At 67.1% G+C, this 22246-nt stretch carries 28 protein-coding genes; 7 read left to right on the top strand and 21 right to left on the bottom strand.

The features are described from left to right. From WFK36_RS19650 to WFK36_RS19630, 5 genes are read right to left on the bottom strand one after another with little or no spacing between them, the layout of a single operon-like run. On the bottom strand, window positions 1–399 hold the full coding sequence (locus tag WFK36_RS19650; protein WP_336793689.1) for a type II toxin-antitoxin system VapC family toxin: 399 nt from the start codon (window positions 397–399) through the stop codon (window positions 1–3). Further along, on the bottom strand, window positions 396–629 hold the full coding sequence (locus tag WFK36_RS19645) for a type II toxin-antitoxin system Phd/YefM family antitoxin (protein WP_336793688.1): 234 nt from the start codon (window positions 627–629) through the stop codon (window positions 396–398). The genes WFK36_RS19650 and WFK36_RS19645 overlap by 4 nt, the downstream gene beginning before the upstream one ends. 55 nt (window positions 630–684) lie before the next feature. Continuing rightward, window positions 685–1041, bottom strand: coding sequence for an Rv3654c family TadE-like protein (locus WFK36_RS19640; protein ID WP_336793687.1), 357 nt, complete (start codon window positions 1039–1041; stop codon window positions 685–687). Next, window positions 1025–1387, bottom strand: a complete 363-nt coding sequence (locus tag WFK36_RS19635) for a TadE family type IV pilus minor pilin (protein WP_419717515.1) — start codon at window positions 1385–1387, stop codon at window positions 1025–1027. Before WFK36_RS19635 ends, WFK36_RS19640 begins: the two co-directional genes overlap by 17 nt. Window position 1388: 1 nt before the next feature. Then, window positions 1389–1607, bottom strand: a complete 219-nt coding sequence (locus WFK36_RS19630; protein WP_336793685.1) for a DUF4244 domain-containing protein — start codon at window positions 1605–1607, stop codon at window positions 1389–1391. A gap of 116 nt (window positions 1608–1723) precedes the next feature. Here WFK36_RS19630 and WFK36_RS19625 point away from each other — a divergent pair, with 116 nt between their 5' ends. Beyond that, the gene (locus WFK36_RS19625) at window positions 1724–2479 is read left to right on the top strand and encodes a class I SAM-dependent methyltransferase (RefSeq protein WP_336793683.1); all 756 of its coding nucleotides are present in this window, start codon (window positions 1724–1726) and stop codon (window positions 2477–2479) included. Between the two features lie 88 nt (window positions 2480–2567). Here WFK36_RS19625 and WFK36_RS19620 read toward each other — a convergent pair whose 3' ends face one another. From WFK36_RS19620 to WFK36_RS19595, 6 genes are all read right to left on the bottom strand, one after another. Continuing rightward, window positions 2568–3152 (bottom strand): type II secretion system F family protein, encoded by a 585-nt coding sequence (locus WFK36_RS19620; RefSeq protein WP_336793681.1) that lies wholly within the window; start codon window positions 3150–3152, stop codon window positions 2568–2570. Continuing rightward, on the bottom strand, window positions 3149–3925 hold the full coding sequence (locus WFK36_RS19615) for a type II secretion system F family protein (protein WP_336793680.1): 777 nt from the start codon (window positions 3923–3925) through the stop codon (window positions 3149–3151). The genes WFK36_RS19620 and WFK36_RS19615 overlap by 4 nt, the downstream gene beginning before the upstream one ends. After that, entirely contained in the window at window positions 3922–5097 is a 1176-nt protein-coding gene (locus WFK36_RS19610) for a TadA family conjugal transfer-associated ATPase (RefSeq protein WP_336793679.1), read from the bottom strand. Before WFK36_RS19610 ends, WFK36_RS19615 begins: the two co-directional genes overlap by 4 nt. Beyond that, on the bottom strand, window positions 5094–6137 hold the full coding sequence (gene ssd, locus WFK36_RS19605; RefSeq protein WP_336793678.1) for a septum site-determining protein Ssd: 1044 nt from the start codon (window positions 6135–6137) through the stop codon (window positions 5094–5096). The genes WFK36_RS19610 and ssd overlap by 4 nt, the downstream gene beginning before the upstream one ends. A 144-nt stretch (window positions 6138–6281) precedes the next feature. Continuing rightward, window positions 6282–7874: a class I adenylate-forming enzyme family protein gene (locus tag WFK36_RS19600; RefSeq protein WP_336793792.1), complete on the bottom strand. Its 1593-nt coding sequence runs from the start codon at window positions 7872–7874 to the stop codon at window positions 6282–6284. A gap of 10 nt (window positions 7875–7884) precedes the next feature. Further along, window positions 7885–8832 (bottom strand): esterase/lipase family protein, encoded by a 948-nt coding sequence (locus WFK36_RS19595; RefSeq protein WP_336793677.1) that lies wholly within the window; start codon window positions 8830–8832, stop codon window positions 7885–7887. 318 nt (window positions 8833–9150) lie between these two features. Here WFK36_RS19595 and WFK36_RS19590 point away from each other — a divergent pair, with 318 nt between their 5' ends. Beyond that, complete coding sequence (locus WFK36_RS19590; RefSeq protein ID WP_336793675.1) at window positions 9151–9969, top strand: HAD family hydrolase; 819 nt, start codon at window positions 9151–9153, stop codon at window positions 9967–9969. Window positions 9970–10416: 447 nt separating this feature from the next. Here the strand turns inward: WFK36_RS19590 and WFK36_RS19585 are convergent, their stop codons facing one another. Further along, the gene (locus WFK36_RS19585; protein WP_336793674.1) at window positions 10417–11169 is read right to left on the bottom strand and encodes a Fic family protein; all 753 of its coding nucleotides are present in this window, start codon (window positions 11167–11169) and stop codon (window positions 10417–10419) included. Window positions 11170–11342: 173 nt separating this feature from the next. Between WFK36_RS19585 and acs the strand changes: the two genes are divergently transcribed. Further along, window positions 11343–13286, top strand: a complete 1944-nt coding sequence (acs, locus tag WFK36_RS19580) for an acetate--CoA ligase (RefSeq protein WP_336793672.1) — start codon at window positions 11343–11345, stop codon at window positions 13284–13286. Window positions 13287–13367: 81 nt separating this feature from the next. Here acs and WFK36_RS19575 read toward each other — a convergent pair whose 3' ends face one another. Beyond that, on the bottom strand, window positions 13368–13955 hold the full coding sequence (locus tag WFK36_RS19575; protein ID WP_336793671.1) for a Dabb family protein: 588 nt from the start codon (window positions 13953–13955) through the stop codon (window positions 13368–13370). Continuing rightward, the gene (locus WFK36_RS19570; protein ID WP_336793670.1) at window positions 13948–14295 is read right to left on the bottom strand and encodes a hypothetical protein; all 348 of its coding nucleotides are present in this window, start codon (window positions 14293–14295) and stop codon (window positions 13948–13950) included. Before WFK36_RS19570 ends, WFK36_RS19575 begins: the two co-directional genes overlap by 8 nt. 154 nt (window positions 14296–14449) lie before the next feature. On the opposite strand from WFK36_RS19570, the gene WFK36_RS19565 reads away from it, so the two are divergent. Beyond that, entirely contained in the window at window positions 14450–14974 is a 525-nt protein-coding gene (locus tag WFK36_RS19565) for a phage holin family protein (RefSeq protein ID WP_008380195.1), read from the top strand. 19 nt (window positions 14975–14993) lie between these two features. Continuing rightward, window positions 14994–15929, top strand: coding sequence for an alpha/beta fold hydrolase (locus WFK36_RS19560; RefSeq protein WP_008380197.1), 936 nt, complete (start codon window positions 14994–14996; stop codon window positions 15927–15929). 16 nt (window positions 15930–15945) lie between these two features. On the opposite strand, the gene WFK36_RS19555 is transcribed toward WFK36_RS19560, so the two are convergent. The 4 genes from WFK36_RS19555 to nth form a co-directional block, all read right to left on the bottom strand. After that, window positions 15946–17151, bottom strand: a complete 1206-nt coding sequence (locus WFK36_RS19555) for a MarP family serine protease (RefSeq protein WP_336793669.1) — start codon at window positions 17149–17151, stop codon at window positions 15946–15948. Then, entirely contained in the window at window positions 17148–17882 is a 735-nt protein-coding gene (locus WFK36_RS19550; protein ID WP_336793790.1) for an NUDIX hydrolase, read from the bottom strand. Before WFK36_RS19550 ends, WFK36_RS19555 begins: the two co-directional genes overlap by 4 nt. A 62-nt stretch (window positions 17883–17944) precedes the next feature. Then, window positions 17945–18646, bottom strand: coding sequence for a TlpA disulfide reductase family protein (locus WFK36_RS19545; RefSeq protein WP_336793668.1), 702 nt, complete (start codon window positions 18644–18646; stop codon window positions 17945–17947). Next, a complete protein-coding gene (gene nth / locus WFK36_RS19540) occupies window positions 18643–19329 on the bottom strand; it encodes an endonuclease III (RefSeq protein WP_336793789.1) in 687 nt (228 codons plus the stop codon). Before nth ends, WFK36_RS19545 begins: the two co-directional genes overlap by 4 nt. 164 nt (window positions 19330–19493) lie before the next feature. Here nth and WFK36_RS19535 point away from each other — a divergent pair, with 164 nt between their 5' ends. Beyond that, entirely contained in the window at window positions 19494–19763 is a 270-nt protein-coding gene (locus WFK36_RS19535) for a hypothetical protein (RefSeq protein ID WP_008380204.1), read from the top strand. A 134-nt stretch (window positions 19764–19897) separates the two neighbouring features. Next, on the top strand, window positions 19898–20572 hold the full coding sequence (locus tag WFK36_RS19530; protein WP_008380206.1) for a Crp/Fnr family transcriptional regulator: 675 nt from the start codon (window positions 19898–19900) through the stop codon (window positions 20570–20572). 208 nt (window positions 20573–20780) lie between these two features. Here the strand turns inward: WFK36_RS19530 and WFK36_RS19525 are convergent, their stop codons facing one another. The 3 genes from WFK36_RS19525 to WFK36_RS19515 are packed head-to-tail and all read right to left on the bottom strand — an operon-like array spanning window position 20781 to window position 22245. Continuing rightward, window positions 20781–21599, bottom strand: coding sequence for an MBL fold metallo-hydrolase (locus WFK36_RS19525; protein WP_336793666.1), 819 nt, complete (start codon window positions 21597–21599; stop codon window positions 20781–20783). A gap of 5 nt (window positions 21600–21604) precedes the next feature. After that, window positions 21605–22075 (bottom strand): RidA family protein, encoded by a 471-nt coding sequence (locus WFK36_RS19520; protein WP_336793665.1) that lies wholly within the window; start codon window positions 22073–22075, stop codon window positions 21605–21607. 5 nt (window positions 22076–22080) lie between these two features. After that, a complete protein-coding gene (locus WFK36_RS19515; RefSeq protein WP_008377309.1) occupies window positions 22081–22245 on the bottom strand; it encodes a Sp36 family protein in 165 nt (54 codons plus the stop codon). Window position 22246 lies beyond the last annotated feature (1 nt).

Raw genomic sequence — 22246 nt, 5'->3', positions numbered from 1 at the left:
TCAACCGCGCGTATCCAACGTTCGGGTGTGAACGGCGTCGATCATCACCTTGTCGCTCGTCGCGATCGTCAGACCACGCCGGGCGGCCTGGGCAACGATCATCCGGTCGAACGGATCTCGATGATCCCAGTCCAGCTTGCCCGCGAGGATGGCATCGCTCGCGTCGACCGGCAGATCAACAGAGGACATCGCCGCGAGCGTCTCCGGCCATGTCGCAAGCAGGGGGCCGGCATCCAGTTTTCCCAACCTGGCCTTCGTCGCCACTTCCCAGGCAGACGCAGACGACACGTAGACCTCCGTCGCCGGATCACTGATCACGGCCAGCGCCGCGCTGTTCAGCCTGCTCGGCTCGGTCAATAACCACAGCAGCGCGTTCGTGTCGAGCAGGATCGATGTCACGCGTCGCCCTCCCACGCACCGAGTTCACTGTCGGGCAGCGGAGCATCGAAATCGTCGGGCACGACCATCCCCGGGAACTGCCCGAACTGCCGCGTTGTAGGAGTGACAGGCGACAAAACAGCGACCGGCCTGCCGTGGTTCGTGATCGTCACAGGAACACCCGTCCGCTCGACTTCGGCGAGCACAGCGTTCAGTCGCGCCTTCGCATCGGTGCTGCTCATCACGTTCATTCTCCAATCGTACCCATGAAATGACTATTGCCAATAGTCAATTTTCGCCCAGGCTTCACTCCTCCACCGGCCCCGCACGGGCCGCAGCGACCGCGTCCCGAACCCCGAGCCCACCGAGCCGAACCGAGACCGCAACTCGAAGGACGACGTCCTGTCCGTCCACCGTGCACGACGTGATCCGCGGGCGGCCGTCCGCCGAGGCGAGCAGCTCCGTCGCGGCGGCGCACCCGTCGTCGCCGAGAACGTGAGCAGACGCTGCGGCGAGTGCTCCGAGGTCGGCCGCACTCTGCGCCCGATGGCGCGCCACCACGGCCGCTCCGACGAACAGCACCCCGACAAGCACACTTGCGAGAGCCGCGATTACCGCTGCACCGGTGATCGTGGAGAAGCCCTCGTCATTCCGCCGACGCATCGGCAGCACCCGCAGGCTCAACGGCTGCGACAGCCCGCGCCGACACCGTCAGCATCGGGACCAGTGGAACATCAGCCGACACCGTGACGGTGACCGTCTCCCCCGACGTCACCACCGCGACGGACGCACCTCGGGGAGCGACTCGGCGCCCGACTGATTCAGCCGCCGCATCGCCTGCCGCGGTGAGCCTGGCGACTTCACGCGCGGCGTCCGTGCACCGGATCTGCGTCGCCACCCCCGCGACCGCACCGATCCCCACAAGCAGGAACACGGCTATCGCCGCCAACGCGAAGGCCGCCTCGACAGTCACCATTCCGCGCTCGTCGACGAACAGACGACTCAGCACGTCAACCGACCGATGTGCTGAGCGCTTTCGAGATGATCCCGGTCAGCGCGGTGACGACGTTGTCGCCGGTCACGACCGTGTACAGGATCGCCCCGAACGCCGCGGCCGCGATCGTTCCGATTGCGTATTCGGCGGTCGACATCCCCTCCTCATCGGCGATCAACCGGCCCCCGAGCAGCTTCGCCTCGGTGATCCACCCAGTACCTCGATGTGTTCCCATGTCTCCCCCTGCGATCGTCAGACTCGCTGGTCGAGCCCTTCATAGGTGAAGACGCGCAGAGCGTGGATCCGGTTCCATCGATTTCCACAGCAGTTAGGCGTGAGACCATCAGGTGCGTGGCTGACGCATTCGACGCCTTGATCAAGATCGGGACTGAAGCCGACGTCTCGGGGTGGGACTTCTCCTGGCTCGCAGGCCGCGCTACCGAGGAACGTCCCGAATGGCGGTACGCCGTCCAACTCGCCGAACGGCTCGGCAGGGCATCGGCCTCGCTCGATATCCAGACTGGAGGAGGCGAGGTCCTCGCCGAGGCCGCTGTCTTTCCACCGACGGCGGTAGCGACCGAGTCGTGGCCGCCGAACATCGACAAAGCCACCCGACTGCTGCATCCGCGCGGGGTGGCCGTCGTCGCCGACGCCGACGAGCCACCACTGCCCTTCGCGAGCGAAGCCTTCGACCTTGTCACCAGCCGCCACCCCGCTACCGTGTGGTGGGACGAGATCGCCCGTGTCCTTCGACCGGGCGGCACATACTTCGCCCAGCATGTGGGGCCGGCGAGCGCCTTCGAACTCATCGAGTTCTTCCTCGGTCCCCAACCTCAAGCGCGGCGCGGACGTCACCCCGACGACGAAGCGGACGCGGCGAGAGGAGCCGGACTGGAAGTCGTCGATCTGCGCACCACCAGCCTCCGCATCGAGATCAACGACGTCGCGGCCGTCGTGTATCTGCTGCGCAAGGTGGTCTGGTGGGTTCCGGGGTTCACCGTCGAGAAGTACCGCGACCGCCTACTCGACATGCACCAGCAGATCGAGCGCAGCGGTCCATTCATCGCCCATTCGACGCGCAATCTCATCGAGGCACGGCGGCCGTAGCCCGACGACACCACCGACGGGCCTACCGACGGATCCTGAACAGGCAACGCACGGTGTCGGTTCGGTTCCACCCGCTGTCCACAGGCCCTCAGACCGAGCCCAGCATCCCCGACGCCAGGCCGATCACCACCGGCACGATGCCGAGGCACACGAACGCCGGCAAGAAGCACACCCCGAGTGGCCCGCTGACCTTCACACCGGCCCTCTCTGCCGCCTCCAATGCCCGATCCGCCTCAACCCGCCGCATCTGGCCGGCGAGGTCGGCGACGCCGTCGGCCAATGACGCCCCCGCCCGCGACGCACGCCTCGCCAACGACGCGAGGTCGGCGAACGACGGGTCGTCCGTTCCCCGCTCGAATGTCCACGCCGCCTCAGGATCCGCTCCCAACGCGAGCAGTTCCGCGGCCCGCAGCATCGGTACTGCGACGGCGACGGGAGCACCGTCAGCCGCGATCTCGGCTGCGGACGACACCGGCAGTCCGCTCCGAAGGCAGACCGCGAACATGTCGTAGGCGGCCGCCGTGTCGAACGGATCGGGTCGCAACCGTCCACGACCCAGCCACCGGGCTTCGCGGACCGATCGTGGCCGCTCGACGACTCTCGCCAAGGTCCAGTCCGCGCCCGGCCAGATCCACAGAGCGGCGCAGATGCACACCGCGATCGGCAGAATCACCGCACCACCTTCTCGGTGATGGCGACTGTCCACCAGACGCCCGCGACGGCCAAGCCAGTACCGATGACCAGCAGGATTCCACCGACGCCCGGACGCAGGAGAACAGCCAACGGCTCAGCGCCCATCGCCTGCCCCAGCGCAACTCCGAGCAGCGGCAGCATCGCCAACACGGTCGCCGTAGCCCGCGGCCCGGCCAGCCCCGCTCGCGTGCGTGACGCATGTTCGGCGCGAACTGCGAGATCGGCGCGCAGCGACTGCATCAGGTCGATCATCGGCAGACCCCTGCCGGCCGACGCAGCCCACGCCGCAGCGAGACGGTCCAACCCCGCGGCGCCGTCGACCGGATCACCACCGAGTTCGGCTCGGGCGGCCATCCTCGCCAGCTCGCTCCCGACGTCGGACGGCCCATCTCTCGAGAGCTCGTCCGACGCCGATCGACAAGCGTGCACGATCGGCGCCCCAACGGACATCTCCGCGATCATCACCGACAACGCTCGGCGTACCTGCGAATCACGAACGTCCTGTGCGGCACGGCGGACCGACCGGCGGCGCACGCCGATCACCGTGGCGGCGACCAATGCCGTCGCGACCGCCGGGGCCGCACCGACGGCCAGCCCGATGAGCAGCGGCGATACCCCCACCGCCCACATCGGATCGACCGCACGGACATCGATTGAGAGGCCCCGCTGCCCCGGCAGTCGCCGCAAGACAGCGGGTCGAGGCCACAACAGCACCACTGCGCCTGCCGCCGCAAGCAGCGGCCCGAGACTCATCGGACACGCCGCCGATCGAGTATCGCGTCCAACTTGTCGCGAGCATCGGTGAAACCGGAGTCCCGCGACCACACGGTTGCAATGGAAGCGAGACCATCGTCTCCGCGATCGAGGACGCCGATCTCCGCGATCCCGCGCCGACCGCACGCGTCACGCCCCAGTCCCAGCACCACTTGGATCGCCGCAGCCAATTGACTGTGCAGCGCGATCCGGTCCATCCCGCCGAGAGCCGCGAGCGCTTCCATCCGAGCCGGGACCTCTGACGTCGAGTTCGCGTGCAGCGTGCCTCCGCACCCGTCGTGGCCGGTGTTCAAGGCGACGAGCAGGTCGATCACCTCCGCCCCTCGGACCTCGCCGACGATGATTCGATCAGGTCGCATCCGGAGCGCTTGGCGTACCAGCGTCCGCACCGGCACATCTCCCACCCCTTCGACATTCGCTGTACGCGCCACGAGTCGGACGACGTGCGGATGTTGTGGTTCGAGCTCCGACGCGTCTTCCACGGTGATGATCCGTTCGTCTGGACCGCACTCGCCGAGCAGTGCGTTCAACAGCGTCGTCTTGCCGGTACCCGTGCCGCCGACGATCAGGAACGCGAGGCGGCCGACCACGATGCGCCTGAGCACGTCAACAATCTTCGGGTCGATCGCGCCGGCCGCGGCAAGTGCGTCGAAAGTCTGCGTCGCGCTGCGCAGCACCCGCAGCGAGATGCAGGTCCCGTCGATGGCGAGGGGCGGGATCACCGCGTGCAGGCGGACAGCGATCCCCCGACGACCGACACCGGACAGCTGCCCGTCCACCCACGGCTGCGCGTCGTCGAGCCGACGACCCGCACCGAGCGCGAGTCTGCCCGCGAGGCGACGGACCGAGGCCTCGTCGTCGAAGCGAACGTCGGTGAGCTCAAGCCCGTCACCACGATCCGCCCAGACCGCGGACGGACCCACAACCAGCACGTCGGTCACGGCAGGCTCCGCGAGCAGTCCCTCGAGACGACCGGCGCCGACCATCTCAGTCTGCAGGTAACGCAGTACGTCGAGCAGATCGGTGTCGCCGAGCAAGCCACCCGATTCGGCGCGGATGGCGTCGGCGATCACCGACGGATCGAGGTCTGACGTCTGCCCGGCGAGCCGTTCCCTCACCCGATCGAGCAGATCGGCACGTGCGGCCGTCATCGCCGGGCACCGACCGTCAGGCGATCGCACACGTCGCGCGCCGCCGTTGTCAGCGGTCCTCGGCGACGCAACCGCAGCCCCGACGCTTCACACCGCGCTGAGAGGGACCGTTCCGGCCGGTAGCCGCCGAGAAGCGGAATCCCCACCGCATCGGCGACGTCGCGTGCACGCAGTCCTCCCGGCGACGGCCCCCGAACAACGAGCACTGCGTCACGATCGCCGACCATCCGGGCAGCCGTCCGACGTGTCGCCGCCACCGCATGCACCGACGCCGTCGTCACGACCACGATGAAGTCTGCCGTGTCGATCAGCCCCGACGCCGACAGGCCCGGTTCGCGTCCGACGTCGGCGACAACCACGTCACCTGCTGTTCGGCCTGCATCGACGACGGCGAGAACCGTGTCCGGCCGCAGCGGTGACACGTCGTCGCGGGCAGGCCCGATCACGCTCACGCGGCCCACACGAGGGAGTGCCGCCCGCAGTGCGGGTCCGCTGATCGCACCGGTCTCGCCGGTCACGTCCGCCCATCGGAGCCCCGACTTCTCCTCGACCCCGAGAAGAAGGTCGGCGCCTGCGCCCGCCTGATCGGCGTCGATGAGCAGCACGTCGTCGGTCGCACCTGCCGTCAAGGCGACCGCGGCCGCCAGTGTGGAGGCTCCGGCTCCGCCGTGCCCGCCGACCACCGCGACGGCACCCGCCGGCCTGCGAACCGGGCGGCGAAACTCCGACAACGCGCTCACCAGGGCCGGCTCCTCGTCTGGCAGCACAAATCCGCCCTGCGCACCCAGCGCCATCCCCAGCTGCCAGCCTCGCTGATCGTCTCCGGCGCCGACCACCACGAGCCCGGGTCGCCGCGGTGGACGCAGCGTGGTCAGCGCCTCCAGCGACTCGGCGTCCGCGGCGACGGCCGTCGCCCTGAGCCAGTCGTGTCGGCACGACGACGGTTCGCCGATCACCACCGCGTACCCGGTCGCGGCAGCGCACCGGGCCACATCCGGATGGAGGACGGGATCGGTCAGAACCAGCAGCACATCACTCATGGCCGACATCGTCGACCCGATGTCAGAAAAGCGGAAGTGCGTTATCCACAGGCTTGCGCCATGTCGGCGGGCGATGCTCGGTGCGTCATTTCGACACCTCTCCTCGGCTGGCGCCTCGGTGAGGGCTCAATGAGCAGTTAGGAATCACTTAGGCGAACTGCGCACGACGTGCTTCTGGACTTTGCCGGTCGCGGTCTTGGGCAGGGCGTCGACGATCTCGATGGTCTTGGGCGTCTTGAATCCCGCAAGACGTTCCTTGGCCCATTCGATGAGCTCGTCCGCGTCGACGACGGCGTCGGGCACGGTGACGATCACCGCGGTCACGGCTTCGCCCCACCGTTCGTGCGGACGTCCGACGACGGCCGCCTCAGCGACGGCGGGATGCCCGAGCAGCACTCGCTCCACCTCGACGGAGCTGACATTCTCTCCACCGGATTTGATGATGTCCTTGGATCTGTCGGTGAACCAGACGACGGCCTCGTCGTCGAGGTGTCCGATGTCGCCGCCGTGGAACCATCCGTGCGCGAACGCCTCGGTGTTCGCGTCGGCGTTGTTCCAGTACCCCTCCATGAGCTGTGGACTGCGATAGACGATCTCGCCGGTCGCATCGGCGGCCAGCAGCCCGCCGTCCGCGCCCATGATCGCGACGTCCGTCGACACTGTCGCCGGGCCCCACGACTCGTCCTTGACGCCCTGATGTCCGTTCCACTGAAGTTCCGACGCCGGGGTGGTCTCGGTCTGGCCCGAGCCGAGGATGATCGCGGCGTCCGGGAACCGGGCACGCACGCCGGCCAGCACCTGCTGCGCCATCGGAGCCATCGCGTACAGACCCGTGATCAGCGACGACGTGTTCTCGTCCGTCAGCGCGGGCTGCGCGACAAGCGCCGCCCACATCATCGGAAGGAGAGTCACATGGGTCACGCGGTGGTCGACGAAGGTCTGCGCGAGCGCTGCCGGGTCGAACCCGCGCAGCAGTACCGCGGTGCCGCCGACGAGCAGCGTCGGGAGCATCAGCGCGTCGAGCGCTGTCACGTGGAACAGCGGCAGCACGATCGGTTGCACGGGGTGCGCCACGTCGGGCCGCAGTCCCAGCCCGAGCGCCGACGACAACGCCCCGATGTGCACCGCGACGTGACTGGTCAACACACCTTTCGGCCGCGAAGTGGTGCCCGACGTGTACAGGCAGTGGACGATGTCGCGGTCGTCGACAACGGTCTCGACGACAGACGTGTCGTCGGAGACCACGGCGTCCCACGGGACGGTCGGAACACCCGCGATCTCCGAGGGCGCCTCACCGACCACGACAACCTCGGTCACCTCGGCGGGGCCGTCGGCGAAGGCACCGGCCAAGACGGGTACGAAGGCGGCTTCGCTGATTACCGCACGGACTCCGCTGTCCGCGAGTTGATACGCCACGTCGGACGGCGAGATGGCCAGGTTCAACGGCATCGCGGTGACGCCGATCTTGGCGAGCGCGAACAACGCCACCGGAAACTGCCAGCGATTCTGCAACTGAAGTGCCACGGCGTCGCCCCGGACCAGGCCCCGCTCGATGAGCCCACGCGCCAACGCGTTCGACCTGGCCTCCAACTCTCGGTAGCTCACCGTCACGTCGCCGTCGACGACCGCGGGGCGATCGCCGAACTGGCGGGCGGCGCGGGTGGGAAGGTCGCCGATGCACACGCGGTGCGTCAGATTGATTGTCAGTTCGTCGACGCCCGACAGGTCGGGGCGCATGCCCGCCACGTCAGGACTGTCCGGTGAACGGCGGCACGAACACGCACGGCACCTTCACCGGATGCTCCGGATCGAGGGCGTTCAACGCGAAGTAGGCCGCCCGTCGCGAACCTGCGATCGCGAGGTGATCGCTGAAGTCCTTCGAGCAGGTGTCCTGAACGACGATGTTCGTGACGTCTTCGCCCTTGCGACCGACCACGTAGCCCGCGGTGAACGGAACCACCAGCTCGTCGAACTTGGTCATGATGTTGGTGTACGAGACGCCCTTGACGTACGGGCTTCCGCCCTTCCAGATCTTCTTGTTGAACGGAGAGCCGGGCAGCATCGCTCCACAGCCGATGCACATCGGCATCGGTACTGCGCCGATCGCTTCCCCGAGCTTGTTCATCACCGGATTGAGCGATCCGGTGCCGCGCCACAGCGGCGCCAGCGAGACGTACTTGGTGACCTTCGACGCGCCGCCGTAGTACTTCAGGTAGTACGTCGGCATGTACGTGCCCTGCGAGTGCCCGATGAGGTCGACGGTCTTCGCACCGGTCGCCTTCAGCACTCGGTTGACGAACTTCGCCAGCTGCGCGGCGCTTACCTGCTGAAAGTCCATTCCTCCGACCGCGGTGAACGGCCACGGCCAGCCCTTGAGCGCACCGTAGGTGAGCGCGAAGACGCAGTAGCCGCGATTCTTCAGCATCGGGACGTACGCGCCCCAGTTGGTGGTCTTGGCGCCGCCGGTGCCGTGCACCAGGACGACGGGCCGAGGGTGTGCAGCGGTCGGCTTGCAGGAGAAGTCGTTCGATCCCGGCAACGATGATCCGGGGTGCTGCAGCTCCTGCGGGATGCCGCCGAAGAAGTTGAAATTCTCCGGCAGCTTCTTCGCCTCGGCGGCACCCGGGGCGACCAGCGCGGTCACACACAACAGTGCGGCGCACACGGCGACCGCCAGACGTCCTGCAAATCTCATTCTTGAGACCTTCCCCCTGGCCGCACACAAGCGACCTAGCGATTGCTTGGTTAGAGCGAAGGTACACGTGTCCCGCGACAAGGGGAAGAGGATGAACGTGCGGCGAAAAGGCCGTAGAAAGAAGACGACCCCGACCAGGGGGGAGGAGGTCGGGGTCATCAGCGTTTCAGCCCCGGGGGGTCGGGCTGAAAGCCTCCGGCATTGCCGGACACTCTTGAATTTACACGCGCCCGCGCGAAGATTGCAACACCAACTATCTTTCATTTCTGTTCCGTGGATCACACCGCGCCCGTCACCTCTCCCCCGTACTATGCGACCGTGACCACGGCACAGCCGAACCGGATAGCCGCGTTCTTCGACCTCGACAAGACAGTGATCGCACGGTCGAGCGCCCTCGCCTTCACCCGCCCGTTCTACGACGGTGGGCTCCTGACCCGACGGGCGATGCTCCGATCCGCGGTCGCCCAACTCCAGTTCCTGCTCGCGAATGCCGACGAGAGTCACGTCGACAAGCTGCGCAAGCACGTCACCGACATGTGCACCGGCTGGGACGCCGCGCAGGTCAAGGCCATCGTCGCCGAGACCCTCGACGACGTGGTGCGCCCAGTCGTCTTCCCCGAAGCGCTCGAACTGATCGCCCAGCACAAAGCCGCCGGACACGACATCGTGCTGATCTCCGCATCGGGCATCGAGATGGTGGAGCCGATCGGCGAACTGCTCGGCGTCGACATCGTTCGCGCCAGCCGCATGCGGATCGTCGACGGGCACTATTCCGGCGACCTCGACTTCTATTGCTACGGCGACGAGAAGGCCGTCGCCGTCGCGGAACTCGCCGCAGACAAGGGCTACGACCTCACGAAGTCGTACTCGTACTCGGATTCGATCACCGACCTCCCCATGCTTGAGGCCGTTGGACACCCCGCAGTGGTCAATCCCGACAAACCATTGCGGCAACACGCCGAAGCGAACGACTGGGAGATCCTCGACTTCGACATCCCGTCCGCGGCCGCACATCGGCCGAGCCCCTCGACTGTCGGACGAACCGCTCTGTGCGCCACGGGAATCGGCGCCATCGCCGCCGCCGCGGTGCTCTACCAGCGACATCACTCGCGTCATTCGGCCGATCGAGCCGCCTGAAAGTTCTTTTGCGAAACGCTTGCAGTGATCCGCATCACAGCGTAGAAAAGGGGTACGGAATCGCAGACGGCAAAGCTCAGGCCAGCAGAGAAGGCCTGATCCCCCGGAAACGATTCCCAGCACGGACGGCTAGCACCCACGCGGAGCACGCCGCATTGGCACAAGCGTTGTGCGCCTGCGACACCGTCGGCATCATTCGTGACCATCCCGCCAGAGAAGTACTCAGCCTGGGAACCACGTCGAGATTCCAGCGGCCACCCGCCGAGGCGACCCCACAACCCACCCAGCACGCTTGGTAACTTGCGTCCGTGCTTGCGGGCGACACCCCTTGATCCGGATCTTCACCGGAAGGGATGTCGCCCGCATTTATGTGGTTTCGACTGCGCTCAACCAGCGACGGGTTTCGACTGCGCTCAACCGACGACGAAACCGGCGAGTCCTCCCCGTTCAGCCGGCAGCGGCGTCGGCGATCGACTTGGCTTCGGCCGCGCCGGCCTCCATCGCCTCACAGCACAGGACGATCCAGGCGCCGATCGCGCCGGCATCGCCGGTCCCGAAGAGCGCAGACAACTCCCGGTAGTCGCCGGTCCGCCGGAGCCACGTCACCTCGGGGACACCGAGCAGGTGCGGATCCAGGCCGGTCGCCGCCGACACGAGCCGCGATGCACCACGCGCGACAACACCATTGCCCTCGGTGAACGGCGCGAGCGACAGCAGTTCACCGTGCACGACCGCAGCGAGTACGGGTGCGGGGACCGTGGACTGCCCGGTGATCAGTTGGCCGAGGAAGTCCAGACGCTGCGCGATGTGCGGTTCCGTCCGCGGTCGCCCAAGCAGTGCTGCGTCGTCGACGAGGCCCGCAGCGGCAAGTGTGTGGAGGCGCGCCAACGCCTGGGCCGGCGCTCGACGGAACACGGCACCGAGTTGGTCGATGCCGTCGGCGTCCAACGCCTGCGCGACGCGGATCGCGCCGTCGGTGATCGGGTCGTCGAACTGCGCATCTCGCTGCAGTTCCACACTTCCGCCTTCGATCGCCGCCGACGATCGGCCTGCCCGCCACGACGCCTCGCGCGACGTCTTGTCCCAGCCGCGGAGGTTGTACCGGTGACGGTGGACGGCGCTCAGCGCGTCGCGCGCCGACTCTGCGGCATCGCGGACGTCGGGCAGCTCGAGGAGCGGGGCCAGGGGATCAGCACTCACCCCGGCCACGATAGTCGCGGGTCCACCTGTCGCGTCACAGCGACCGTTCATCGCGTGGACCGGGCCGTGAGACGTACCGCTACTCGCATGCAACGTCAGGTGACTACCCTCACAGTGTGAGCTGATCCGGCGTGTGCGAATCGCCGACATTCGAGATTGGAAAGGCAACGACGATGACTGAAGCCAGCAAGGTGTACCCGCCCTCAGACGACTTCGCCGCGAACGCCAACGCGACCGCCGAGATGTACACCAGGGCGGATGCGGACCCCGATGAGTTCTGGGCGGAACAGGCGCGTCGGCTCGACTGGGCGAAGCCGTTCGAGCAGGTCCTGGACTGGTCGAACGCACCGTTCGCGAAGTGGTTCGTCGGAGGCGAGCTGAACGTCTCGGTGAACTGCGTCGACCGCCACGTCGCCGCGGGCAAGGGTGATCGCGTCGCCATCCACTGGATCGGCGAGCCGATCGACGACACCCGCGACATGACGTACAGCCAGCTCAAGGACGAGGTCTCGCGCGCAGCGAACTACCTGTCGTCGATCGGCCTGCAGGCGGGCGACCGCGTCGCGATCTACATGCCGATGGTCCCCGAGGCGATCATCTCGATGCTCGCGTGCGCGCGCCTCGGCCTCACCCACTCCGTGGTGTTCGCAGGCTTCTCGGCCGCGGCACTCCGCTCGCGTGTCGACGACGCCGAGGCGAAGGTCGTCATCACCACCGACGGACAGTTCCGCCGCGGTCAGCCTGCGCCGCTGAAGGAAGCCGTCGACGAGGCCCTCGGCACCGGAGCCGACGCCGCGCCGTCCATCGAGAAGGTCATCGTCGTCCGTCGCACCAACCACGATCCGGATCTCAACTGGGTGGAGGGTCGCGACGTCTGGTGGGAGGACACCGTCGGCGAGGCGTCGCCGAACCACGAGCCGGAGTCGTTCGACGCCGAACATCCCCTGTTCCTGCTCTACACCTCGGGCACCACCGGCAAGCCGAAGGGCATCGTCCACTCCTCGGGCGGCTACCTGACGCAGGCGTCGTACACCTTCCACAACGTGTTCGACCACAAAGAGGGCCGGGACGTCTTCTGGTGCGGCGCCGACATCGGCTGGGTGACCGGCCACAGCTACCTCGTGTACGGCCCGCTCTCCAACGGCGCCACCGAGGTGATCTACGAGGGCACCCCGAACTCGCCTAACGAGCACCGTCACTTCCAGATCATCGAGAAGTACGGCGTCACCACCTACTACATCGCGCCGACCCTGATCCGCACGTTCATGAAGTGGGGCCGTGAAGTGCCCGACGCCCACGACCTCTCATCGCTCCGCCTGCTCGGCAGCGTCGGCGAGCCGATCAACCCGGAAGCGTGGCGCTGGTACAACGACGTGATCGGCGGCGGACGCTGCCCGATCGTCGACACCTGGTGGCAGACCGAGACCGGCGGCATCATGATCTCGCCGCTGCCCGGCGTCACCGCCACCAAGCCGGGTTCGGCGATGCGTCCCCTGCCGGGCATCAGCGCAAACATCGTCGACGACAACGCCAACCCGGTCGGCGCGGGCGAGCAGGGCTATCTGGTCCTCGATCGTCCGTGGCCGGGCATGCTGCGCGGCATCTGGGGCGACCCGGAGCGTTTCAAGGAGACCTACTGGTCGCGTTTCGAAGACCAGGGCTGGTACTTCGCGGGCGACGGCGCGCGGTACGACGAGGACGGAGCGCTCTGGGTGCTGGGCCGAGTCGACGACGTGATGAACGTGTCGGGCCATCGGATCTCGACGTCCGAGGTCGAATCCGCACTCGTCGCCCATCCCGCCGTCGCAGAGGCCGCCGTGATCGGCGCGGCCGATGAGACGACCGGTCAGGGCATCGTCGCGTTCGTCATCCTGATGGGCGGCATCGAAAACACCGGCGACGCGCTGATCGCCGAGATGCGTCAGCAGGTGGCCGTCGACATCTCGCCGATCGCGAAGCCTCGCGAGATCAACATCGTCCCCGAGCTCCCGAAGACCCGTTCGGGCAAGATCATGCGTCGGCTTCTCAAGGACGTCGCGGAAGGACGCGAACTCGGCGACACCTCGACGCTCGTCGACCCGTCGGTGTTCGAGGCGATTCGCGCCAAGAGGGCCTGACACATCTGAACGAGGCATCCCACGACAAACGAGGCACGCATGCGTGCCTCGTTTGTCGTTGAGCGCCTCGTGTGGCCGCGGTCAGCCCGCGACGGCGTGGATGACCGGGGCGCGCACGATCACGTCGGGGCATTCCGGATCGAACCAGCGGTCGATGCGCGCCCAGTGGACCGGGTGCAGCATGTACTGACCGACGACGGCGTCGACATCGGTGAACCACTGCTCCCACACGTGAGTCCAGTCCGGACCGTCCTCCACACGGCTCAATCGCCACGCGAGGATCGACGAGATGTGAGTCGGCATGTCGAGCGTCTCCCGCTCGAAACGCGCGACGACGTCCGGTGCGGTGCCAGGCTCCACCCGCAGAAGCAGCGCACGGTAGACGCCCGCCGTCGGATCGGCCACCCGCGATCCTGCAGACCCGCCGTCGAAGTCGGCGCCGTCGACCCGCAACACGGCGCCGTCCTCGGCGATCACCGTGTCGGTCGCGGCGCGGACTGCCGAGTCGGCAGTGCATCGAAGAAGCACGTCACCCGCCCGCAACGACGACCGGTGCGTCGGCTGGACCACTGCCGCGGGATCTGAGCCGACAACACCGCGCAGTCGCCGAACGACGTCGGCCGCGTCGTCCGGACGATGGAGGTGGATCAGGCGGAGCATCTCAGACATCGCACAGCTCCGCCACGTCGTAGACCGACGACTCCATCGTCCGTGTCCGGTGGACGACGAGGTCGGCCACCGAGTCCCACCACCGAGCGGGCGCGTCGTCGTGGCGGGCAGCGAGCGCGCTCGACCACCAACCGGCCGCTCCGTCGACTGCCCATGTCACGGTGAGGATGTTCGAATCGTCGGCGAGGAACAACGGAGGCGACAGCGTCATCCGGTCGAGCCTCAACCCACGATCGCGGGCCCCCGGCATGTACGTGCTCTGGTACTCGTCGACGAACTCGCGAGCGCGACCGGCGGCGATCTCGACTCGGTCGACTATGTAGACGTCAATGGTGCTCACTCGACGCACCGTAAGCGCGAGCGGACCCTCGAATCGGTCGCCGTTCTCATTCACCGGGACGTCGGTGAGAAACACTGCGACGTGCCCTGGTCGGCATCGACGGGCAGGCATGGCAACATGAAGTCCGACCAACGTACAGCTTGAGGGAGAATTCGTGAGCGGCAATCAGGACACCTGGCCTCCGCAGCCCGCAGACGCCCCGCGCGTGCCGTCGATTCCGTTGTCGGACGCCAACCTCGGCGCTGACGGCGAACCGACGATCGGCAACCTCGTCAAGGATGCGACGGCCAGTGCGTCGACGCTGTTCCGCGCCGAACTCGCCCTCGCGAAGTCGGAGCTCGTCACCGAGGCCAAGAAGGCGGGTGCGGGCAGCGGCCTGATCATCGGCGCCGCGGTCCTGCTGCTGTACGCGAGCCTGTTCTTCTTCGTCTTCCTCGGCTTCCTGCTCGACGTGTGGCTCCCGACGTGGGCGGCGTTCGGCATCGTGTTCCTGCTGCTCCTGATCGTGTCGATCGCCGCGATCGGCGTGGGCTACATCCTGTTCAAGAAGCTGAAGGCTCCGGAGAAGACGATCGAGTCGCTGAACTCGATCGCCGAGGTCATCCCGGGTCGCCCGGCGTCGACCGGTGGTGTCGCGCACCCGCAGATCCCGCCGGCCCGCGACCCGATGGCTCGCTGACCACCGGCGACCAATCAGCGTGACGTCACCTCCCCCGGATCCGACGGAGGTCCGCTTCGACGGGCCGTGGCAGCATTTCGACGTGCGTGCAGGCGGTCTGCGCTTTCACGCCGTCGAGAGCGAGCAGTCGGTCGCCGACCGTCCTCTCGTCCTGCTGCTGCACGGCTTCGGCGAGTTCTGGTGGACGTGGCGGCATCAACTCCCCGCACTCACCGCTGCCGGATACCGCGCGGTGGCAGTGGATCTGCGCGGCTACGGCGACACCGACAAGCCTCCGCGCGGCTACGACGGCTGGACGCTGGCAGGCGACACGCATGCTCTCATCCGAGCCCTCGGGCACTCGTCGGCATCGCTCGTCGGGCACGCCGACGGAGGTCTGGTGTGCTGGGCGACGGCGACCCTCCATCCGCGGGCAGTCGACCGAGTGGTTGTGCTGTCCTCTCCGCACCCTCGTGCACTCAGGCAGGGCGCCCTGTTCAACTCGGAGGAGCGGACGGCGTTCCTCGCACCGTTCCTGCACAACCAGCTCCCGCGCATCGGTGAACGTCGCCTCACGCGGGGCGACGGCGCATTCGTCGAGGAGTACTTCACCGAACGCTCCGGGCGAGCGTGGCGGGAGACGCCCGACTTCGCCGAAGCGATCACGCGCAACCGACTCGCGATCCAGATCCCCGGCGTCGCCCACTGCAGTCTGGAATATCGCCGTTGGGCGTTCCGCTCGCAGTTCCGCCCTGACGGTTGGCGGTTCATGGAACTGATGAACAAGCGGCTCGATCACCCGTTCCTCGCCCTCCGCGGCCGCGAGGACGACTACATCCTCGACTCCCTCATGGCGCAGAGCCGCGAATGGTCACGCGACTTCGACTACCGCGTCATCAGCGGCGCCGGGCACTTCCTCCACCAGGAAGCACCGAGCGCGGTGAACGCCGCGATCCTGGGGCACCTCGACCGCTGAGCCCACTGAAAGAAACCTACTTCGCGGTCACGCACTTCTGTGTGCTGACGGCGGCGGTCCGGCCCTTCGCCGCGGCGAGGTCCTGCTGAACCTGGGACGCGGTGAGGGCGAAGCCGGTGTCGTCCGCGGGGTCCTGCGAGGCGCCGAAGACGAGGCCCAGCACCTTGCCGTCGTCGGTGATCATCGGGCCGCCCGAGTTTCCGGAGCGGATGAGGCCACGCATCGTGTACACCTCGCGCTGCACCGGCTTGGGACTCTGATAGATGTCCGGGCCGTTGAGGTTCACCACGTTCCGGACGCGGACCGGAGTGATCGTGTACGGGCCGTTCTCCGGGAACCCGAGAACGATCGCGTCGTCGGACGTCGACGCCTGATCCGCGGCGAAATCAAGCAACGGCGCCCGCAGGTTCGGGACGTCGAGGATCGCGACGTCTGTCCGGTAGTTGAACCAGACGACGGTCGCGTCGAGATGCCTGCCACGGGCCGTCTCGACGGACACTTCGTCGGTTCCGGCGACGACATGCGCATTGGTCATGATCCGGTTCGGTCCGACGACGAACCCACTGCCCTCCAACGACTGTCCGCAGCTCCGTGCGACGCCGGTGATCTTGATGACGCTCGGCCGCACCTGCCGGACGATCGGGAGTTCGGCGAGTTGTTGGTCCGGCTCGTCGACGTTGGAGACCTTCGTCGCGCCGAAGGGGCCGATGACTTCCTTGATCCCGGAGGAGTCGATGAGCTCGGTCAGTTCGTCCGGCACGTTCCGCATCCACTGCGGAGCGACGTCGTCGACGGCTTGCACGATGCGCGAGTCGTCGACGGCCTGAGAGATCCTCGGCTGATCGGCGCCCCGCAGCGGGAACGACAGCAGCCACGCGGCCACCAGGATCGCCACTACCTGCAGCACCGATCCGACGCCGCTGTCGATTCGACGGAGCGTCGGTGAATGGATGCTGCTGCGGGCCGCCCGGCCGAGCACCATGCCCGACAGTTCGCCCACCACGATGAGGCCGATGATCAACAGGACCCCGACCGCGAGGCGCAGCCGCCCGTCGTCGAACTGTTTGATCACGAGCGGTGCGAGGAGCACCCCGGCGACCGCGCCGATCAGGACTCCGGCGAACGCGAGAGCCGACGCCGCGGCGCCCTGGCGGTATCCGCTGAACGCGGCCAGGAGCGCGATCGCGACGATGACGAGGTCTACCCAGACGGACCCGCTCACTGCGGCGACTCCGGGACGTCAGCGGTCGCGAATCCCGACTCCTGGCGGTTACTCGTCGCGGCGATCATCTTCTCGAGCGGCCGGACGTCGTTCTTGTCCCAGGGCACTTCCCAGCCCGCGGCCTCGGCTATCGCTGCGATGATTCCGCCGGTGAATCCCCACACCAGCATGCCGTCGAGCAGAAAGGCCGGGCCGCGGTACACGTTGCCGCCCATGAACGACCTGCTCACCTGGAAGCGGTTCTCGGGCTTGAGCAGTTCGCGGAGGTTCACTCGAGTGACGCGAGCGGTCTCACCCTCGTCCACCACGCGGACCGGAGTCGGCGACGACCAGTGCGCGAGCACCGGTGTCACTTCGAAGCCGGACGGTACCGGGAACGTCGGCAACGACGCGAGAACGTCGACGCCCTGCGGTATCAGCCCCGTCTCCTCGTAGGCTTCGCGCATCGCGGTGCCGACCGGGAAATCGTCTCCGGGATCACGGCTGCCGCCGGGGAACGCGATCTGACCGCTGTGGGTGCGCAGCGTCGCCGCACGTTCGGTCAGCAGGACATCCGCGTCGGCGGGCACACCTCCGGGGTGGTCTGCGGCGGCGTCGAACGACCCGCCGAACAGCACGAGCACCGACGCCGCACGCGAACTTCGGAGCGCGGCCACCCATTTGGAGCGATCACCACCACGATTGAGAACCGACTCGTTGACTGCGCCGACATCGTCGGTGATCGCCCGCATCCACTCGGGAACCGCAGCGCGGTCGACCAGTGGACCGGGCGTGTACTCGGGTCCTCGGCGGCTCACGAAGCAGCCCCAAGGTCGACGCCCAACTGCTCGCGGACGGCCCCGGTCAGATCTTCGTAGGTCTCGAACACACGCGGCAGCACGGCCGCGACGGATCCGTCGGCACGAATGAACACCGTCGACGGGAACACGCGTGGCGCCTTCACTGCCTGCGCGATCGAGCCCTGTGGATCGGTGACGACCGGCAAGTGGACTCCGACCTCTTGAAGGAACTTGAGCACGAAGTACGGCTTGTCTCCGCCCTCGCGTGCGTGAACTGCGAGCACGTTCAGCTTGTCACCCGAGGCCGCCGACAGTCGGTCGAACAGGGGAAGCTCTCGACGGCACGGCAGGCACCACACCGCCCACATGTTGATGACCAGTGGTTTTCCGGCCGTCGCAGCACCGACGTCGATCGTCGAGCCGTCGCCCATGCACGGCACGGTCACGCCTGCCAGCGGTCCGGTCGCCGCCGCACCGGCGCCTGCGGGACACGGGTTCAGCGCCGCGTCGCGCCGGGCCGCGTCGATCTCGCTCTGTGCCACCGTCTGGTCGGTGATGCCGGACGGCGGGCTGCTCGGCGCTGCGGGCGACGCCGGTTCGTCGGTCCCCCGCGGCCACAGCGCGACGACCAGGGCGATCGTCACGATGATGAACGCGATCATCGCCCGCATGCCGGGCAGCGCAAACGTCTTCTTCAGGGTGTCCATCGTGCTCATTCGGTGATACCCGCCAATGCGAGGAGATGGTCGGTCTCCGGGCCTTTCACGAGTGCGGCCGCCTTGACCGGATCGACCTGCCCCTCGCCGAACGACGGGCAGTCCTTCGCAAGCAGGCAGACGCCGCAGGCGGGAGTCCTCGCGTGGCACACCCGGCGCCCGTGGAAGATGATGCGGTGCGACAGGTCAGTCCACTCCTTGCGCGGGATCAACTCCCCGACGACCTTCTCGACCTTCACCGGATCGGTCTCCTGAGTCCAGTCCCATCGGCGGACGAGACGGCCGAAGTGCGTGTCGACGGTGATCCCGGGGACACCGAACGCGTTGCCCAACACCACATTCGCTGTCTTCCGTCCGAATCCGGGAAGCGTGACGAGCTCTTTCAGGGTGCCGGGCACCTCACCGTCGAACCTGTCGACGAGCGCCTGCCCCAGGCCGATGATCGAGTTGGCCTTGTTTCGGTAGAAGCCCGTCGAGCGGATCATCTCCTCCAGTTCCGTCCGGTCGGCGCTCGCATACGAGAACGCGTCCGGGTACCGACGGAAGAGAGCGGGCGTCACCTGGTTGACGCGGACGTCTGTGCACTGCGCCGACAGGATCGTCGCCACGGACAGCTCCAGCGGAGTGGTGAAGTCGAGTTCGCAGTACACGTGCGGAAACGCCTCTTGCAGAGTCCTGTTCATCCGACGTGCTCGTCGGACCAGGCCCAGCGGGGTCTCCGGCTTACGTCTGCTCACAACAACCCAGGTTAGCGGCCGCACCGCCGATGCGACGATGCGGTAACAACTCGGTGACGACCGGCGTTCTGGTTTCCCAGCGCACCGCAGGTTCGTGTTGACTGGCCTGCATGCAAGGACTGGCAGCTCTTCTGTTCCCTCCGGTGCTGATGTTCTTCGCACTGGCGATGGAGCGGGTTCAGACCGGGCTCGACCGACTGTCAGTCGGACGCGCCCACGTCGAGGAGTTCCTGGAGACCGCGGACGAGACCGATGTCGGCAACCTTGCGAAGGACGGACTGCCCGCTGCACTCGACGAACTGCGGCAGCGTCGCAGCAACGATGTGGGCGGGGAACCGGTCCTGCCGGCCGATTCTGACGCACGAACGCGCGCCAGCTGACCACAAAACGCGTAGTTTTCGGACATTTCACCCTCGTGTGAATGCCTCGTACACGCGTGATCAATTCAACAACTATGATTTTGACCGTAGTGTTGAACTTCGAGCGCACGTTCGGAACAAGAGAGGTTCTTTAGGTGGAAGAGATACTCGCCAGGGCAGGTATTTTCCAGGGGGTCGAGCCCACAGCCGTTGCTGCACTCTCCAAGGAGTTGCAGCCGGTCGAGTTCCCTCGCGGCCATGTGATCTTCCACGAGGGGGAACCGGGAGATCGGCTGTACATCATCCTCAGCGGAAAGGTGAAGCTCGGACGTCGATCGCCTGACGGCCGCGAGAACCTGCTGACGATCATGGGGCCGTCCGACATGTTCGGCGAGCTGTCGATCTTCGACCCCGGTCCTCGCACGTCGTCGGCGACCACCGTCACCGAGGTCCGGGCCGTCTCCATGGACCGCGACGCGCTGCGCAAGTGGATCAAGGACCGCCCGGAGATCGCTGAGCAGCTGCTCCGCGTCCTAGCCCGTCGCCTGCGTCGTACCAACAACAACCTCGCGGACCTCATCTTCACCGACGTCCCCGGTCGTGTCGCGAAGCAGCTCCTGCAGCTCGCTCAGCGTTTCGGCACGCAGGAGGGCGGAGCCCTCCGCGTGACGCACGATCTGACGCAGGAGGAGATCGCTCAGCTGGTCGGCGCATCGCGCGAGACCGTGAACAAGGCTCTCGCCGACTTCGCACAGCGCGGCTGGCTCCGCCTCGAAGGCAAGAGCGTTCTCATCGCCGACTCCGAGCGCCTCGCACGACGCGCACGCTAGTCGACCGACTCCCCTCGCTCCTTGAGCGAGAGGGCCTCTCCTGCTCCTTGAGCGCCCTTCGTCTCGCTGCGCTCGCTCAGGACCCGCGCAGCGAGTCGAAAGGTCCGGTCCCTGACACACATGTCCGGGGCCGGGCCTTCGTCGTAGAAACCCTTTCGACTCGCAAGCTCGCTCAAGGAGCAGCGGGGGCGCGCTCTGGAGCAGGCAGCTAGAGGGTGCGGAGGTACTCCAGCTGGGTCTTCACCGACATGCGGGCGGCGGGCCACAGCTTCTTGTCGACGTCGGCGTAGACCTTCTTGACGATCTTCATCGGCTTCGCGTCGTGCGCGGAGACGTCGAGAGCGTCGAGCGCCCTGCGGATCTGGTCGAGTCGTTCCTCGCGGTGCTGTTTGTAGAACCTTGCGACCGGCCCCAGTTCGGCGTGATCGGGACCGTGGCCGGGCAACATCACGGCGTCCGACGCCTCGACGATCAGACGATTGAGCGAATTGAAGTAGTCCGCGAGGGTGCCGTCCCGCGGGTCCAGGACCGTGGTGCCGCTGCCGAGCACGGTGTCGCCGGTGACGATCGCCTTCTGGCCGTTGTGCTCCACGAGGAAGCTCGTCGAGTCCGCCGTGTGCCCCGGCGTGTGGATCACCGTGATCCGAAGACCTGCGGCCTCGATCACCTCGCGGTCTTTGAGACGCGAGGCGCCCTTCGAGAACTCGTCCGAGTACGCCCGGCTCGGCGCTCCGGACATGGTGCGGAAACGCTTCAACGCACCCACATGATCATGATGACGATGCGTGAACAGCGTCAGCTCCACCTCACCGGCGACGCCGAGCACCGTCTCGAGGTGCTTGCGGTGCTTCTTCGGGCCCGGATCGACGACGACTGCCGTCGACGATCCGGGTGCACGCAGAACCCAGGTGTTCGTGCCGTCGAGCTCCATCAGCCCGGGGTTGTGGCACAGCACGACCGACGCGAACGGTGTCACTTCACGAACCGTCTCGTAGGCGGGGTGCACCGGAGTGCTCACGTCGGTCATGGAGATCAGCGCACCTGGACGATCAGTTCCACTTCGACCGGAGCACCGAGCGGAAGTTCCGCGACACCGACGGCCGAGCGGGCGTGGACACCTGCGTCGCCGAAGATCTCACCGATCAGGTCGGACGCGCCGTTGATCACGCCGGGCTGACCGGTGAAGCCGTTCGCCGAGGCGACGAAGCCGACCAGTTTCACCACGCGGACAATGTTGTCGAGACCTGCCACCGAATCGACGGCGGCCAGAGCGTTGAGGGCACACTGACGCGCTGCGGCGTTGGCCTGGTTCGGACGAACCACTCCCTCGGCGCCTTCGGACACCTTGCCGACGACGTCGAGCTTGCCGTCGACGACGGGCAACTGACCCGACGTGTAGACCAAGTCGCCGACACGCAGTGCCGGGGTGTAGCTGCCGACCGGCGCGACCACGGCGGGCAGGGTGATGCCGAGTTCGGCGAGACGATCCGACCACTGTCCCATGACACTCAGCCCTTCGGACGCTTCAAGTAGGCGACGTGCTGTTCACCGGTGGGGCCGGGCAGGACGCTGACCAGTTCCCATCCGTCTGCTCCCCACTGATCGAGGATCTGCTTCGTCGCGTGTGTCAGCAGCGGAACGGTGACGTATTCCCAGGCGGTAGGTGCGCTCATG

Origin of the sequence: Gordonia malaquae (assembly GCF_037148075.1) — a bacterium.
In the GTDB taxonomy this organism is placed as follows: domain Bacteria; phylum Actinomycetota; class Actinomycetes; order Mycobacteriales; family Mycobacteriaceae; genus Gordonia; species Gordonia malaquae.
Note: the sequence above shows the minus strand (reverse complement) of the source record. Positions and strands in the feature narration are given on the sequence as shown.

Coding starts and splice junctions, on each gene's coding strand:
- WFK36_RS19645 (WP_336793688.1), bottom strand. CDS start 629: ATGAACGTGATGAGCAGCACCGATGCGAAGGCGCGACTGAACGCTGTG.
- WFK36_RS19640 (WP_336793687.1), bottom strand. CDS start 1,041: ATGCGTCGGCGGAATGACGAGGGCTTCTCCACGATCACCGGTGCAGCG.
- WFK36_RS19630 (WP_336793685.1), bottom strand. CDS start 1,607: ATGGGAACACATCGAGGTACTGGGTGGATCACCGAGGCGAAGCTGCTC.
- WFK36_RS19615 (WP_336793680.1), bottom strand. CDS start 3,925: ATGAGTCTCGGGCCGCTGCTTGCGGCGGCAGGCGCAGTGGTGCTGTTG.
- WFK36_RS19610 (WP_336793679.1), bottom strand. CDS start 5,097: ATGACGGCCGCACGTGCCGATCTGCTCGATCGGGTGAGGGAACGGCTC.
- ssd (WP_336793678.1), bottom strand. CDS start 6,137: ATGAGTGATGTGCTGCTGGTTCTGACCGATCCCGTCCTCCATCCGGAT.
- WFK36_RS19600 (WP_336793792.1), bottom strand. CDS start 7,874: ATGCGCCCCGACCTGTCGGGCGTCGACGAACTGACAATCAATCTGACG.
- WFK36_RS19595 (WP_336793677.1), bottom strand. CDS start 8,832: ATGAGATTTGCAGGACGTCTGGCGGTCGCCGTGTGCGCCGCACTGTTG.
- acs (WP_336793672.1), top strand. CDS start 11,343: ATGACTGAAGCCAGCAAGGTGTACCCGCCCTCAGACGACTTCGCCGCG.
- WFK36_RS19575 (WP_336793671.1), bottom strand. CDS start 13,955: ATGTCTGAGATGCTCCGCCTGATCCACCTCCATCGTCCGGACGACGCG.
- WFK36_RS19550 (WP_336793790.1), bottom strand. CDS start 17,882: ATGCGGGCGATCACCGACGATGTCGGCGCAGTCAACGAGTCGGTTCTC.
- WFK36_RS19545 (WP_336793668.1), bottom strand. CDS start 18,646: ATGAGCACGATGGACACCCTGAAGAAGACGTTTGCGCTGCCCGGCATG.
- nth (WP_336793789.1), bottom strand. CDS start 19,329: ATGAACAGGACTCTGCAAGAGGCGTTTCCGCACGTGTACTGCGAACTC.
- WFK36_RS19535 (WP_008380204.1), top strand. CDS start 19,494: ATGCAAGGACTGGCAGCTCTTCTGTTCCCTCCGGTGCTGATGTTCTTC.
- WFK36_RS19525 (WP_336793666.1), bottom strand. CDS start 21,599: ATGACCGACGTGAGCACTCCGGTGCACCCCGCCTACGAGACGGTTCGT.
- WFK36_RS19520 (WP_336793665.1), bottom strand. CDS start 22,075: ATGGGACAGTGGTCGGATCGTCTCGCCGAACTCGGCATCACCCTGCCC.
- WFK36_RS19515 (WP_008377309.1), bottom strand. CDS start 22,245: ATGAGCGCACCTACCGCCTGGGAATACGTCACCGTTCCGCTGCTGACA.